A 15431-nucleotide genomic window follows, 5' to 3' on the forward strand; every position below is an offset into this window, starting at 1 on the left:
ATCTTTCCGCTCTCACCGGAGAGACCATGCAGAAGCTCAAGTTCATTCTCCCGGCGGTCCTGCTGCTGGTCGGTGTAGCCTTTTATTTTTTCGGTTCCGCTCCCGAAGAAAAAGTAGTGCGCGTGGACATGTCCGTGCGCGAGGAAATCCGTGTTCCGGAACCATCTCCGGCAATCACTTACGCATACCTTCCCCAGTATTCGCACCGAGTATCCTACCAGCGTCACAACAGGCTGATCGAATACCTTTCGCGGACAACGGGCCTTTCCATCCGTCAGGTTTTCCCGGACACCTTTGAAGAGCACCGCCGCATGGTCGAAAGCGGCGAGATCGATATTTCATTCTCCAATCCCATGACCTACATCCGCATCGCCCAGAGCGGTGCGAGGGCTTTCGCGCGCATTATTGAACCTTCGGGCAGCCCCACTTTCCGGGGCCAGATAATAACCCGCAAGGATAACCGCTCCATACTGAAACTTAAAGACTGCATCGGCAAAACATGGGTAGCGGTGGACCCCCTTTCCGCTGGCGGCTACCTCTATCCACTGGGCCTGTTCCTTGAAAACGGCATCACCGCCTCGGATTTCCGGGAAGTGTCATTTGCACCCGGTCCCGGCGGCAAGCAGGAGAAAGTGGCCCTTGCGGTTTATGCGGGCAAGTATGATTTCGGCTCCATCCGTGAGGGAACCCTTGACGTTGTGCGCGACAAAATCAACGTGGACAAGATCAAGATCGTAGCGGAGACCAAGGCTTATCCGGGCTGGGTCTACGCGGCCAGACGGGGCCTTAATCCGGAAGTGGTGCGCAAGATTTCCTACGCCATGTTCAAGCTTGAAATGGATGATCCGGTTCAGAAAAACATTCTTGAACGAGCGGGAATGCGGGGTATTATCCCGGCAAGGGACAGCGATTACGATTCAGTCAGGGACCTTATTGAAGAACTGGGACTGCGCAATCTTTACGGCGGCCCGGGGAGGTCAGCAGAATGAAGCTTTTAAACCGGATGCGCTTCCGTACAAAGATCAACCTCGGCCTGACCCTGATCGTGGGATTCACTTCACTGATCATCACTATTTTCGTTATCCGCATGGCGTCGGACGCACTTATCGAGCAATCCCGCAAACGGGGTGAAGTGCTCTCTGGCAACCTTGCGCTGAGGGCTGAAGACCCGCTTCTTTCCATGGACCTGCTGCGTCTGGAATCAATGGTCAACGAGCTTAAGAAAGTTGACGATGAAATAGTCTATGCCTTCATCATGGACCCGCATAACAGGGTGATAGCCAATACTTTCAGTGACGGCTTCCCCATTAATCTCAAGTACGCCAACTCGGAGAACGGTCACTCCATCAACGTTGTCACCGTTGATACCGGAAAGGAACGCATTTTCGACTTCGCCGCCCCCATATTCATCAGCGAGAAACGTCTGGGCACGGTGCGCCTGGGGCTTTCCCGTTCGGGCATCCATTCCGTGGTCCAGAACCTGATCTTCGCCATCTGCGCGCTGACCGGAGCGGTTCTGCTTCTGGCAGTTGTTGTTTCCACCCATTTCGCGCGCACGCTGACCCTTCAACTGGGCGCGCTCAGGAAACACGCGCGTGATATTGTGCGCACCCATCTCGGCCCCGCTGAACAGAGTGACACCCCGGACTCCAACGGTGAGTTCATGCGTGGCTTCAGCAAGGGTGATGAAATCCAGCAGCTCACCGAAACTTTTGACGCGATGGCCATGTCCCTTGAATGCCACATCGAGGACCTGCAGATCACGGAAACGGACCTGACCCGCCAGAAGGAACTGCTCAAAACCATTATCAATGTCTCGCCGGACTTTGTATCGCTGCTCAGCCCGCAGCTGACCTACCTTGCGGTGAACAAGCCCTTTGCCGAGCACCTCGGGCGCACCGAGGAAGATATCCTCGGCTGCACCGATGAAGATCTCTACCCGCCGCAGACCGCCAAACTGCGAAGCGAAGAGGCCAGACTGGTCCTCAATACCGGACGCACCATCAACAAGGAAACCCGTGAAGACGGAGACTCCGACACTCCGGCCCGCTGGTTCCACACCATCAGGGTTCCGGTTTACGGGGAAAACAACCGTATCATAGGCGTTCTTTCCACGGCCCGGGATATCACGGAACTCAAAAGCTATCAGGCGCAGCTCATCCAGTCCCAGAAGATGGAATCCGTGGGTAAGCTGGCAGGTGGCGTGGCTCATGAGATCAACACGCCGCTGGGGATTATCCTCGGTTACGCCCAGCTCCTCCAGGACGACTTCAAGCCAGAGGATCAGATTTTCAAGGATCTGGAGATTATTGAAAAGCAGGCCCGTGTCTGCCGCAAGATCGTGGCCGACCTGCTCGGTTTCTCCCGCCAGACCGAGAGCGAAAAGATTACCATGTGTTTCAACAACTCCATCATGGAAGTGGTGCAGCTGGTCAGCCATACTTTCAAGATGGAGCAGATCGATATTTCAACCTCTCTTGACGACCGTTTCCCCATCATCCACGGGGACCCGGAGAAACTGAAACAGGTCTGGCTGAATCTGCTTTCCAACGCCATGGAAGCCGTACGCAGCAGTCAGACCGGAAAAGGCGGCATCCATATCTCCACCCGTCTGGACACCTCGGCCATGACCATCACTGCCATATTTGCCGATACCGGGCACGGGGTGAAGCAGAAGGATCTCAACACCATCTTCGATCCCTTCTTTTCCACCAAGCCGGTGGGCAAGGGAACGGGGCTTGGCCTTTCGGTTTCATTCGGAATCATCAAGGACCACGGCGGAACCATCGAAGTGATAAGCCCTCTTCCGGTCCCGGTACTTCATGAATTCGGCCTGCCCGAGGATTCCGGCCCGGGAACCATGTTCACTGTGGTCCTGCCGCTGGATGAAGCTTCCGAGGATGAAGAGATTTGCGGAAAAGGCAACATTTCCGTTTCTCCACCCCTTCCTTAAATACAGTTTAATGTGCTAAATTCAGATAGTTAATCAGGATAAGGATTCCACAGACCTGAAATTGTCCCGCCCCGCAGGAACTGCTCCGGCAGACCTGCATTCGGGGAATCAGGCATGGATTATGGCCTCCAGCCTCCGGAATCCGGATCAGTTCATTTCAAAAATCTCCCTAGAGCCGCCGGCGGTAACTGACGGCGAGGATGAAAAGACACGACATGAAATTCCGCCACGTTTTCGATCACTGGACCTACGAGACCTTTCCGCCGGGACGATTACTCCGCCGCCGTTACAACTCCTTCAAGAAGCTCATGGAACTTGAAGAGGAGTGCCTGAACATCATCGCCCGCATAGAGGATATCGGTTTCGGACAGAGCCGCACCGACTGGGCGCACATCGAGAAAATTTCCGCGGACCTCGGCCTCAAGGCCCGGGCCATGCTCGAACAGCTGCAGGAAATGAATCCGGTCCGGTTCATGGATATCATGGACTATTACAACAAGATCAACTTCTACCTGCGCATGGCGGTAACCGTGCCGGACCCGGAAATATCCAAGCCCTTCACCTTCTCCCTTGAAGATTCGCTGGACTACGAAGCAAAGGCCGGAGCCTACGCAGTGAACCTTGCCCGGCTCAAAAAGGACCGGGTCCCGGTTCTGGACGGCATGGTCATCACCACGGACGTCTACAATTATTTCATCGAGGCCAACAACCTGCGCATCGCCATTGATACGATTCTTGAATCGGTGGTCTCCCTTGATATTGCCGATCTTGAAATAGTTTCCGCCAAGATTAGGGATATTTTCGTGCAGGGAACCATGCCTGCCGTGATCGCCAACGAGATCGAGATCGCCGCCCTTGAAGCATCGCGCGGCAGCGGCAACCTGACTGTTTCCGCCGGGGTCACTCCCGAAGGCAGCATTCATCCCCTGCCCAAGAATAAATGCACCCTCTATCCCGTTCCCGCTCAGGACATAGTCGAGTCATGGAAGAAAGCCGCCCTGTGCAAATTTTCCCCGGCCTCCATCAAGGCGCGCATTGAATCCGGTTATGCCGACCGTGAATCGCCTCTGGCCGTACTCATCCAGCCGTTGAAAGATGTACATCTCAGCGGGTTCATTGAGATGCAGCACGAAACCGAAGCGGAACTCCCGCCCAAGGACCGGGAAACCGGGTGTTCGGCCATCCTGTGCACCAAAACCGGGGACACGATTCTGGTTTCCAGACGCTCCAAGCAGCGTGTGCTGGAAAAACCCGACCCATCGCCCCTTTCCGCCCATTCCATAAAAACCATCGCCTCGCTCGGCAGGCAGGCCGATGAGCTTTTCGAGGTTCCCCAGAAGTGCGGCTGGATCACCGATCTGCGCAACCGGGTGATGATTACCTCGGTTCTGCCGCATCCTCCGGTGGCCATGAAGGAACTGAACCGCATCAAACGCGCCCTTCCCTTCATTGCCGGACTGAATATTTCGCCAAGGAACACCGAAATGTTTCTGCCGGAAAAGAGCCGTTCCATTTATGATCTGGTGCGCTTTGCGAACGAGAAGGGAATCGAGGAGATGTTTTCACTGGTCAGCAAAAAGGGTCTTGGACTGGACGGAGCCAAGTACCTCAAGGCCCGCCAGCCCATTTCGCTCACGGTTCTGAACCTTGCGGACGCGCTTTTCACCACTGCCGCTGGTAAGCTTGATATCTCGCCCGATGATATCGAGTCGGCCCCCATGTGGGCGCTCTGGTTCGGGCTTGGCGCGGAAAGGCCCGGCTGGAATGAGCAGAACGCCATTGAGGGTTATGCCATTCTTTCGAGAACCTACATGAACGTGACCCTGAAATCAGAGAAGGATCTCACCGAAGTGGACGCGGTGAGCGACCCTGATAACAGCAGGAACCACATCCATTTCCGCTTCAAAGGCGGAAGCGGGACAGCCGAGCAGCGCATAGCGCGCGTCAAATTTATCAGAACCGCCCTCAGGCCGCAGGGGTTCGAAGTCACCAGTCAGGGAGATTTCATCGAAGCAAGGCACGGTCCGGCACGGGAAACCGAAATCCAGAGGCTGCTGGCAACCATCGGGCACGTAACCGCGCATATCGCCACGCACCATCCCATCTGCGAAGATCTCGAAATGGCCGAAGAAGAAGCAATACGCTTCACCACCGGGCTCGGATAATTTTGCGGCCCTGCCGGGGAATTTGATGCGCTGCGCGCTTTTGACAAAAGATTTCGCCTCCGGCGGCCAAAGGAGCTAAGCCCCTTTGGAATCCCTGATTGATTTCAAAAAAAATCAGGTGAAGTTTCGGGAAACTGCCGGGATTTCCTCTCGGGAGCGGTCCTGAATCCCAGTAAGAGGAATTTGATGCGCTGCGCGCTTTTGACAAAAGATTTCGCCTCCGGCGGCCAAAGGAGCTAAGCCCCTTTGGAATCCCTGATTGATTAAAATTAAAAAGAGTAAGCTGAACCGTCTGGTCCGACTTACTCTTTTTAAATGACCGGAAATAAATCCGCTATATTAAAATCGCTGTATCTAAAGCAGGCACTCAGCAATGCTGTAGGAAGTCTTCTTCTGCACTACAGGCAGAGCTTCGTTGAGTTCCAGGTTCACCTGATTCGCTACAGTTACAATTCTTGTTTTATAAATAATCCATTTATAATTTTCACCACGGACAACACTGCTGTTAACTATAGTGCTGGTTCCTGATTTTGCCACAGTATCAGCACTGTTGGCGTACTGGTCGCCGGCAAGAGGTCTTTCCCTCAACTCAACGTCTACAACAAAGGTGTAGTATACGTCCTGAACCATTGTGTCAGCCAGAAAACCGAGTGCCGCTCCACCCAGACCTGCTGCTCCCACTCCGTATGCATTTGCTCCGAGAACAGCAGCTGTTCCTGCTCCGGCAAGGGCACCGCCGAATCCGGATCTGAGGGAAGAATATGCTTCCTCTTTTGTAGACTTGCCCGCCTGAAGAATAGTTGCATGCAGCATCAGGTTTGCTTTTTTAGGATCATTCGTAATCTTAATCCCTTCCGCCTGAAGCTGGCTTTTCAGAGTGTTCATCATTCCGCGGCGCAAAGAGTTTCCGCTAGCATCACGGACTCTGACATATGCAATCCTTTCAGAAGGAGAAAGAGGCTCAAGCACTACAGCAGCAGACATCTTGGTCTCAACATTCAAGTCCTTTTTCTGGATGGCAGTTCTGGCAGCACCGCACCCTACAAGCGAAAAAACAATACAAACTAATAACAGCCTTTTAAAACAATTCATACAGGTCCCCTTTTTATTTTTTGGAACTCTTTACATCACAGTATTATTATGGTCAAGTGCCAACCATTATATACACACTAAATAACATGCTTTTTTGCAATCATCTTCACACTAGACCGGATAGACGCACTCCAGATGTTAAAGAAAACTCCCTTTCTGATAATTATTGTTATCTCAATTTTCTGCTCCACCAACGCATACTGCCTGACCGAATACGGGGAACAGGTTGTTCAAAATATATGCGCCAACAGGGGAGCTTCCTGTTATGCAAAAGCTCGGAACCATCTGGAAAATAAATGCCGTAAAAACATGGACCTGATATCCAGAGCCAACAGGGAAAGCATACAGAAGCTCGAAAGAAGCTGCTCAAATTATCGGGAAACATTGAAAATATGCGTGGGTAGCTCCGCAAGCTCCATTGGTTCATCAGCTCCCAGTAAGGAGTATGCCAAAGCGCGCATGGCTCAGTTGACCATGAATGGCCAGAAGTATGCATCAGAGGACCTGCAGAATCAGGGGTTCCTGAACATGATGAAGAACGGATTATCCAATATGCTTGGACTTAATTACGATGAGTTGGGTTCAAGTTATGGATTTGAGGATTCTATCCGGCAGAGAATGAATTCAGGTTCCGCTGAATTGGACGAGACAAATCCTCATTACCGGAAAATATTGGAAATCAGCCGTCAAAACAATATTGACCTTTCGAATATTAGAGACAGGGAAAGGCTCTACAGGGAATTGGAGGCTTACGCCAAATCTATTGACCAACAGGGAAGATATGCTCTGGACCTGCTGATTAAAAAATTGAAAGGTCCCCCAAAGACAAAACTTGAAAAGCAATTCCACACAATGACAAATTCAAAAGCACACAAGGGTGTCGAAATACTTGAAGATACCAAAGCTTCCGAGCCGGTACTCAGGGGACTCGGTTATGCCTTCAAACGATTTAACAAAGCGGGTGGGGACTGATTCGTATTTCGTAATGCACTCATAAAAACAGTTCCGCGTATTTCTTTATCTGATTAAAAAACAAAGCGGGTGATTCTCTGAAATCACCCGCTTTGTCTTTAACTGTTTTTAATATTTTTCCTGAACTTGAAATCATGTTCAACAAACACTGCTATTGCTTAAGCTCATCTATCAACATTCGTAATTCATCCGAAAGTTGAGCCATATCATCCATGGCCTGCGCGGACTGGTCCATGGCCTCGGCAATATCCGCCGAAATGGTGTTGATCTCTTCAGTGGAGCGGTTGATTTCTTCAGAAGAAGCTGACTGCTGTTCGGCTGCGGTTGCGATGGCACGCACCTGATCGGCTGTTTCATCCACAAATGTCTGAATTTTTGTCAGAAACAGCCCTGCCTCACGACTCAGCTCCGTGCTGCCTACAACCATTTCAGTATTCCTGTCCATCGAACGGATACTGTTGCGGGCACTGCCCTGAATGGCGTTGATGGCATTTCCAACTTCCTGAGTGGCAGTCATTGTTTTCTCCGCCAGCTTGCGTACTTCATCGGCTACAACGGCAAAGCCGCGCCCGGCTTCACCGGCCCTTGCTGCCTCAATTGCAGCATTCAGAGCCAGCAGGTTTGTCTGGTCGGCAATATCGCTGATCACTTCCATTATCTTACCGATAGATTCGGCATGTTCGCCCAGTTCCTGCATCTCTTTTTGCAGTCTTTTGGATTCCTCATTAAGCTCTTCAATGGATTCCGCAACACTTTGAACTTTATTTCCACCTTCCTGAGCCTGTTCGTGGGCATTTCTGGCATTCTCTGCAGCGCTGGAAGCATTGGCGGCAACCTCTAGAACCGTGGCGTTCATTTCTTCCATTGCAGTCGCAGCTTCGGAAGTACGGGTACGCTGAGCTTCGGACCCGCGTTGCGATTCGCGGATCTGGGCATTTAGTTCTTCAGAAGCGGAAGCAATCTGTGATACAATCTGTTCCAGTTGCATAGCGGCCTGATTCATCCCTTCCTTCTTTGCACTTTCAGCGGCGGCACGGGCTTCCTCAGCTTCAATCATGGCTTTTTCAGCCGCTTCCGCTTTTTCCTCCGCCTCCCTGCTCTTGACCGCAATTTCATCAAGATTGCTTTGCAGGGTAAAACTCATATCATCAAATGAATCGGCTAAAACACCGACTTCATCCTTGCGGTCCATTTTCATGGGGGCAGGAAAACTTCCTGAAGCCAGTTTCCCGGCACTCTCAACCACAGCCCTAAGAGGATGAGTTATATTATTCGTGACAAGCAGTGTACAGAAGGATCCCACCAGAGCACTGCCAAGAGTCAGGAATAACAGAAAATAAGATAATTTCGAATAAGTGTCCGCAGCCTGATCATAAGATGCAACAGCCTGCTCATTCAATTGCCCGGTTATCTTATCGATGTGATCCCTCATGGCATCAAACCGTTTTATACCATCCCTTATCGAACTCTCCACCACGGCATCGTCATGGTTACCGGCCTGCAGATTCCTCACAACCTCCAGAGAGACTTCATCCCATTTTTTCCGGTCAGCCATGTATTTCTGAACCAGTTTCTTCTGGCTGGGACTGTCGGAAATATCAGCAAACTTTCCCACTCTGGTATCGGCCTGCTCCTTATTGCTGGTGTAGTCATCCATCAACTGGCTGAAAACCTCTGTGCCGGGCTTGGCGATGAACATTGTTCTCTCGGCAACCAGAGCCTGATGCAGATCCCGGTCGGCCTCAAGAAGAAAAGACATTCCCCTGAGATCTCGGCCATATATGACTTCCATTTCATCATTGATAATGCCTGCGCCCATCTTTGCGGCAATTCCCATCAGAACCAGGAGGGCGATATTAATCCCAAGAATCAAAAAAAGTTTGGTACGAATATTTAAATTCTTAAGCATATCCACTCTCCTTTATATTTTCCAACAAAACACATTGCGCCAATCTTCTTAGCGCAAGACCCATGTTCAAGCTCACTGAATAATTACAGGTTAAATTCATCAGGCTTTCCAGCCCGGCCCCTTCACCACTATTTCGTTCAGCTTCTGAGCCATTTCAGGGGCTTCCATCATCCCGGTCAGCACCTCTATGTAGCACCCCTTTTCACCGCCTGAAGCCACTTCCAGAGCTTCGTCCAGTTCCCGGTTGGTGGTCACTCTTCTGCTGTACCAGTCATCCATTCCAAAGGCCTGCGGCAGCCTGCTGTAATTCCATTGGGCAAGGTCGTTGTAATAGATGTACGGATCTTCGCAGAGCAGTCTTTCGATGAGGTAGCCGTCATTGTTCAGGCAGATAATCACAGGTTTGAGCCCGAACCTTGCGAACTGTGAAATTTCCTGCACGGTCATCTGATGCGAGCCTTCACCGGTTATGAGCAGCATGCGCCGCTGCGGCGCGGCCATTGCCGCCCCGAATGCGGCGGGAGTCGCCCAGCCGATGGAACCCCAGAGGGTCTGATTGAACAGCACCGCGTCTCTGGGCAGCTTTGCGTTGACCAGTCCCATGGAAGCGGTCCCGGTTTCGCCCATGATGATGTCGTTATCCTTGAAAAAACGCTCGATGCGCGGATAGAGGGATTTCGCGCTTATCCTGTCGTCCGGTCCGCCTTCGGGTTCACCGAGACCTTTGGGGGACATGGGAATTTCCTGATACAGATTGCCGATATGGGCGCAAAGCTCACGCATAACGTCTTCAATCAGTACATTGTGATAGACGGCATGTCCGATGCAAACCCGGTCGGGATGAATTTTTATCTCCCGCCGGGGATCGATATTGACGGTAAAAGCTCCGGTGTTGATATCTGACCTGATGGTCCCGAAACTGATCACCAGATCACTTGCCTCCACCACCTGCTGAACATCCTGGTCAAGAATGCGGCCATTGTAGACGCCTATGAAACAGGGATGGGTTTCGGAAAGCGTGCCTTTGGCCATAAACATGGAGGTGAAAGGTATTCCCGCCCGGTCGATGAATTCTCTCATCTGATCCCGGAGTTCGTAGCGGGCTATAAGCGCCCCGACCATTGCAACGCAATTCCTCGAATGTTCCAGCTTATCCAGAATCAGGGCAGTGACAGTATCAAGGGTGTCCTTGTCGCTGCTCGGCATGGGCAGTTTATGGGGCTTGGTGCAGCCCAGTTTCTTGAGAGCTTCGTCAGCGGGAACCGCTATGTAGACCGGCTGTTTTCTGGTGAGCGCGGCGTTGATGCAGCGTTCCACTTCGGAAACGGTATTTTCAGCGGTGAGAATGGTGCTGGCGCAGACAACGGGCTGGGCCATTCTGTGAAAAAGATCAAATTCGCCGTTACCGAGGGAATGGTGGATGAGATTGCCGTTTTGCAGAACCGAGCATTTGGGCATCCCCACAATATGGAAGACCGGCAGATTCTCGGCGTAACATCCGGCAATGCCGTTTATGGCACTCAGTTCCCCTACTCCGTAAGTGGTGCATACGGCGGATTTCCCCTTGATACGGGCATATCCGTCCGCGGCGTATGCGGCATTGAGCTCGTTGCAGCAGCCGATCCACCTGAAGTCGGAATCGTTGCAGAAGGCATCGTTCACCGGAAAGGAGTAATCTCCGGGGACCCCGAATATATCAGTAATTCCGATCTCTTTAAGTCGTTCTAAGAGATGCTGTATAACCGTCTGGGACATAATTCTTCTCCCGTTGAAATGATAGCGGACAATATAATAAAATTCCCTACTATACTGCCATCCGTACGGCTTCGTGTCCACGAGATATTCAGTTTTTTATGGAACATTTTGGGAGAGTAATCCGCTGCTGAAATCAGATTCATCGGGCTTAAAAGAAGAACGGCAAGGCGCAACGTACTGAAAAAGCACATCTATACATACGTGCTTATCAATATTTATTGCAGCATAATACAGAAGTGAAATCCGGTAATACCTTATGTTAATGAAAAATACGCTTCACTACACGGATGGGGCTTTACCAGCAGTCCGGCAGTGTCGGGTATCTGTATTTTAGGGGAGTTATGAGGCAGAAGGGGCTTTATCAGGCTCAACATCCGGAGACTCATCCCGCCCGGACCATTCCCGGATAAAAGCGAAGCAGTCCTCGGCGGAAACGGGCCTGCTGAAGTAGTATCCCTGATAATATTCGGCTCCCATTGCGTTGAAAGCCTTGAGCTGTTTTTCATTCTCCACGCCTTCTATGATGACCTGCATATCGATTCTGCGGCAAAGCTCAAGAATGCTGTGCACGATATGCATGTTTACTCCGCGGGAGGATTCAAGGGTCAGGGAACGGTCTATCTTGACCTTATCCACGGGCATCTCCCGCAGATAGCGCAGAGAAGTATGTCCCATGCCGAAATCATCAATGGCGATTCTTATCCCTGACCGGCGCAGGGCATTGAGCCTGAAGACCGTTGACTGGCGGGTGGTCACGGCCTCTGATTCGGTAATTTCTATTTCGAGGCAGTCGGGAGAAATATTGTACTCTTTCACAAGGCGCAGCACCTTGGCTGGCATTTCTTCCGTGATCAGCGAGGGAGTAAAGTTAACTGAAACGTGCGGTTTGAAATCAAGACAACCGCTCCAGTGTTCTAGATGACTGCAGGCCTCCCGCAGGACAAAAAAGCTCAACTCCTCGATGCATTCAAGATCTTCGGCCAGAGAGACAATCACTTCGGGAGATATGAATCCGTACCTCGGATGCTCCCAGCGCAGCAGGGCCTCAGCCCCGATTTTTTCATTGTAGCGTACATTCACCTGCGGCTGAAAGACCACATAAAGCTGTTCATTTTTGCGCAGTGCCCTGAGCAGGTCTTTGCCGAGGGACCGGGCGGCAAAACCGGATATCCCCGGAAGATTGACGAAACGGACCTTCTTGGGGGTCATGGAAGTACGGGCCACCCTTACCAGATCGTCCAGCCCCTCCCTGAACCGAACTCTCTGGAGCCTTTCGGAAATTCTTACGAAAGGCGTGTAAACCGCTACTCCCACCATGAGCAGCACAGCCTGCATAGCGACCCCGGACCATCCGCCCACGGCATGATACCCGCTGATGAAAACCGGAGTGGTCCAGTGAAAGGTACTGGCGACCAGAGGAATAAGCCCCAGTGCACTGGCGGCATAGGCAATGCTGTAGACAATGAGCGGACAGAAAATGAAAGGGATGCAATAAACGGGATTGAGGATTATGGGGATGCCGAACAGCAGCGGTTCATTGATGTTGAACAGGCAGACCAGAAAGGCCATCTTTGAAAACTGCTTTGTCCTCCGGTTACGGCTGCAGAGAAGTATGGCTATGACAAGGGAAAGCGTGAACCCGGAACCGCCGAGAACAGTGAAAGCGTCTATGAACCCTTTGGTGAGGACATGCCCCTGACCTCCCATGGTTTCGGCAGCCATGTTGGACAGGATGTTGGGCTCCAGCACATTAGACCTTATACTTTCCAGCACATTCGGCCCGTGCGCCCCGAAAAACCAGAGCAGCTGGCTGAGCAGCACATATAATAATCCGGTCAGAAAATCCCCTTCGGCAAAGGAGAATGCGAACAGAATCAGGTGTTCGGTCAGATCATGGAACGAGCCGTAACCCGTCAGGTGCACACCGAACCTGAGTCCGGCAAAAAGCGCGATGACAATTGTCGCTGCCGGGACCACAGAGAAAACCTCCATGGAAAACAGGTCATACCCCGTACCGGCCACCTGAATTCTGAAACGTTTCCTGACCACGCGGCTGAGCAGCCAGCTGGAAACAGCGGCGGAAAAGACCGCCTCAAGCATGGAGTTGGAAAGGGAGGCTATTTCTGTAAAAGAACTTATCTTGGTGCTGCCAACAAGTATGAAGAAGCAGCTCATGGCAACCACAACATATAGAAATGGATGGATATAAGCCTTTTCATCCTCGCTGTTGTACATTTCGCCCAGACAATAGCTCATGCTGCACAGTATGGCGAATGCGGCGATTCCGAAACTGCCGTCCACCACTATCTGCAGCAGTTCTCTGGTTTCTCCGTAAATCAGGTTCTGGACAGCATCCATGGGGAAATTCACAGTGCACAGCGCAACGGCCCCTACAATTGTAAGGGGAAAGACAAGGAGCAATGCCCTGCGCATGGCCTTGAAAAAAAAGCAGCTTCCTATTTTTTCAAAAGCGGTGTTCAGATATTCAATTTTCGAATCAAAGCTGCCAGAAACCATCGGACTTTTCCCGTAAGAATATTCTCAAAATAACAGCTTCGCAAGCTGCAACATACTGACTGAACTTTACTTTTTATTACGCCCAAAGTTACACAATAAGCAAATCTTTTTTAAACCGATTAATATCTCACATAAAAAAAGGTTGATCGGGGATTCATACACCATAAACTTAACAACCATGTGACCTTTACGGAATTTTGCCCGATTTTAATCGTAAATAAACATTCATCATTGAACATTTTCCCATTGCAAACTATAGAAGTTTATTTATCAGCTAATAAATTCATAAAGCCGGAGATACTTCATGGACCTCAAACAGCTAAGACCCTGCTTATTAATTCTGCTCATATTTTCGATTCTGTTTAGCGCCCTTCCCTGCTTTGCTGCCGGGGACGGGGAAGAAGAATCCGAAGAATGGAAATACGGCAGAATATCCGGACAGGTCAGGATGTTCTACTTTCTGCAGGAGGAAAGCCCCGAGGGTGATTCCTTTGACCGCACCAAAGAAAGCTTCGCCATAGGCGGTCAGCTGAGGTATGAAACTCCCTGGTTGGCGGACCATTTCGGAGGTGTCGTAAACGGATTTCTGGCCGCGCCCCTTTTTGACGGACTCAACCGGGAGCGCTACGCAGGTGGCGGACTGCTCAATGATAAAAACCACGGCTTCGCGGTGGTCGGTGAGGCTTATTTCAAGGCCCGTTACGGCAAAACCGAAGCCAGACTGTTCCGTCAGCGTATGGAGACTCCAATCGTCAACGGTAATGATTCACGTATTCTGCCCAACACTTTTGAGGCTTACGGACTGGAATCAAGGGATATCGAAAATCTGGTTCTCAGGGCCGCATGGGTGGACAAGATAAAAAAGCGTGACTCAGATGATTTCATCAGCATGACTCAGGCTGCCGGAATTTCCAATGAAAACAACGGTCTGATCATGCTCGGGGCGGACTGGAGTCCCACGGATGCTCTGGGATTCAGGGTCTGGAACTACTATGCGCCGGATTTATACAACACTCTCTTCTTCCAGACCGACTACAGCTATCAGATAGGTGAAAGGCTCGAGACACATGTTCAGGTTCAGGGTATCAGCCAGCAGCATGTGGGGGACAACCTGCTCGGAAACATGAATTCGCTTCAGGGCGGGCTTCGCTGGGGAGTGAGCTTCAGCGGGCTGACCCTTGATATAGGCGGAACCATCGTGGATGATACCGATGATGTGCGCTACGACTGGGGAGCCAACCCCTTCTTCAACAGCCTCATGTCCAGCGACTTCAACCGGGCCGGGGAAAAGGCTCTGTTTCTGGCTGCCACCTACGATTTCAGCACGATCGGCATTGAAGGGTTCTCCGCAAATTTCAAGGCCGGATTCGGTGACACACCCGATACCGGAAAGAACGCATCATACGACCGCAACGAATACAACCTCAACCTGAGCTATGATTTCGGAGAATATCTGGAAGGTCTCTCCCTGCTCAACCGCTGGGAATATCAGGACGCCGACCGCTCCATGGGCGGCAGGGACGTGGCGCAGGTCCGTGTAAGGCTGCAGTATGATTTTTAGACTGTATTGACTGAAATTGGATTAACAAGGCCCTCGATATCATCCCGATATCGAGGGCTTCTGCTTTTATGCGGCCGATTCCAAGCGGCTGTCAGGTCACGCTTTTCAGAAATTCGCCCATTTTGCGGTCTGTGTCACTTATGTGGGTAACCAGCCAGTCACTCAGGAAATTCAGAATATCCATGGAGATCGGCATGCTTCCGTTTCTGCATCCTTCTTCAACTTCACTGACTTTGTCCATGAAGAGCCGATGCTCATTTTTATGCACAGGGGCATCAGGATATTCAAACATATCCATGTAACGTTCTTCGGTGGAGAAGTGCTCCACCGCGTAGATACGCATATCCGCTATAATTTCAAGAACCTGCTCTTCACCGTCAGCACTGTTGGTCATCAGGTCGTAGATATTGTTGATGATGCCTACAAGGTGCTTGTGCTGATCGTCTATTTCCTCCACATGCACGGACAGGGAATCGTTCCACTCAAGCATATTCACAATCTTTCCTC

At 51.1% G+C, this 15431-nt stretch carries 10 protein-coding genes; 5 read left to right on the forward strand and 5 right to left on the reverse strand.

Annotation, left to right across the window (positions count from 1 at the left end; genetic code table 11):
• Positions 1–26 precede the first annotated feature (26 nt).
• The 3 genes from ACZ5PW_RS16020 to ACZ5PW_RS16030 all read left to right on the forward strand — a co-directional run bounded on the left by ACZ5PW_RS16020 (position 27) and on the right by ACZ5PW_RS16030 (position 5118).
• Positions 27–989 (forward strand): phosphate/phosphite/phosphonate ABC transporter substrate-binding protein, encoded by a 963-nt coding sequence (locus ACZ5PW_RS16020; protein WP_464560439.1) that lies wholly within the window; start codon positions 27–29, stop codon positions 987–989.
• A complete protein-coding gene (locus tag ACZ5PW_RS16025; RefSeq protein ID WP_464555519.1) occupies positions 986–2953 on the forward strand; it encodes an ATP-binding protein in 1968 nt (655 codons plus the stop codon). Before ACZ5PW_RS16020 ends, ACZ5PW_RS16025 begins: the two co-directional genes overlap by 4 nt.
• A gap of 200 nt (positions 2954–3153) precedes the next feature.
• Complete coding sequence (locus tag ACZ5PW_RS16030; RefSeq protein WP_464555520.1) at positions 3154–5118, forward strand: PEP/pyruvate-binding domain-containing protein; 1965 nt, start codon at positions 3154–3156, stop codon at positions 5116–5118.
• A gap of 354 nt (positions 5119–5472) precedes the next feature.
• Here the strand turns inward: ACZ5PW_RS16030 and ACZ5PW_RS16035 are convergent, their stop codons facing one another.
• Complete coding sequence (locus tag ACZ5PW_RS16035) at positions 5473–6210, reverse strand: complement resistance protein TraT (protein WP_464555522.1); 738 nt, start codon at positions 6208–6210, stop codon at positions 5473–5475.
• 135 nt (positions 6211–6345) lie between these two features.
• On the opposite strand from ACZ5PW_RS16035, the gene ACZ5PW_RS16040 reads away from it, so the two are divergent.
• Positions 6346–7182 carry a hypothetical protein gene (locus ACZ5PW_RS16040; RefSeq protein ID WP_464555524.1) on the forward strand — a complete coding sequence of 279 codons (837 nt, stop codon included), beginning with the start codon at positions 6346–6348 and terminating at the stop codon, positions 7180–7182.
• 151 nt (positions 7183–7333) lie between these two features.
• Here the strand turns inward: ACZ5PW_RS16040 and ACZ5PW_RS16045 are convergent, their stop codons facing one another.
• The 3 genes from ACZ5PW_RS16045 to ACZ5PW_RS16055 all read right to left on the reverse strand — a co-directional run bounded on the left by ACZ5PW_RS16045 (position 7334) and on the right by ACZ5PW_RS16055 (position 13363).
• The gene (locus ACZ5PW_RS16045; protein WP_464555526.1) at positions 7334–9091 is read right to left on the reverse strand and encodes a methyl-accepting chemotaxis protein; all 1758 of its coding nucleotides are present in this window, start codon (positions 9089–9091) and stop codon (positions 7334–7336) included.
• A 99-nt stretch (positions 9092–9190) separates the two neighbouring features.
• Positions 9191–10846 (reverse strand): alpha-keto acid decarboxylase family protein, encoded by a 1656-nt coding sequence (locus ACZ5PW_RS16050; protein ID WP_464555528.1) that lies wholly within the window; start codon positions 10844–10846, stop codon positions 9191–9193.
• Between the two features lie 339 nt (positions 10847–11185).
• Complete coding sequence (locus ACZ5PW_RS16055; protein ID WP_464555530.1) at positions 11186–13363, reverse strand: PTS sugar transporter subunit IIC/EAL domain-containing protein; 2178 nt, start codon at positions 13361–13363, stop codon at positions 11186–11188.
• 304 nt (positions 13364–13667) lie between these two features.
• Between ACZ5PW_RS16055 and ACZ5PW_RS16060 the strand changes: the two genes are divergently transcribed.
• On the forward strand, positions 13668–14924 hold the full coding sequence (locus tag ACZ5PW_RS16060; RefSeq protein ID WP_464555532.1) for an OprD family outer membrane porin: 1257 nt from the start codon (positions 13668–13670) through the stop codon (positions 14922–14924).
• 91 nt (positions 14925–15015) lie between these two features.
• Here the strand turns inward: ACZ5PW_RS16060 and ACZ5PW_RS16065 are convergent, their stop codons facing one another.
• On the reverse strand, positions 15016–15414 hold the full coding sequence (locus ACZ5PW_RS16065) for a bacteriohemerythrin (RefSeq protein ID WP_464560441.1): 399 nt from the start codon (positions 15412–15414) through the stop codon (positions 15016–15018).
• Between the last annotated feature and the right edge of the window lie 17 nt (positions 15415–15431).

It is taken from the genome of Maridesulfovibrio salinus (assembly GCF_055394525.1).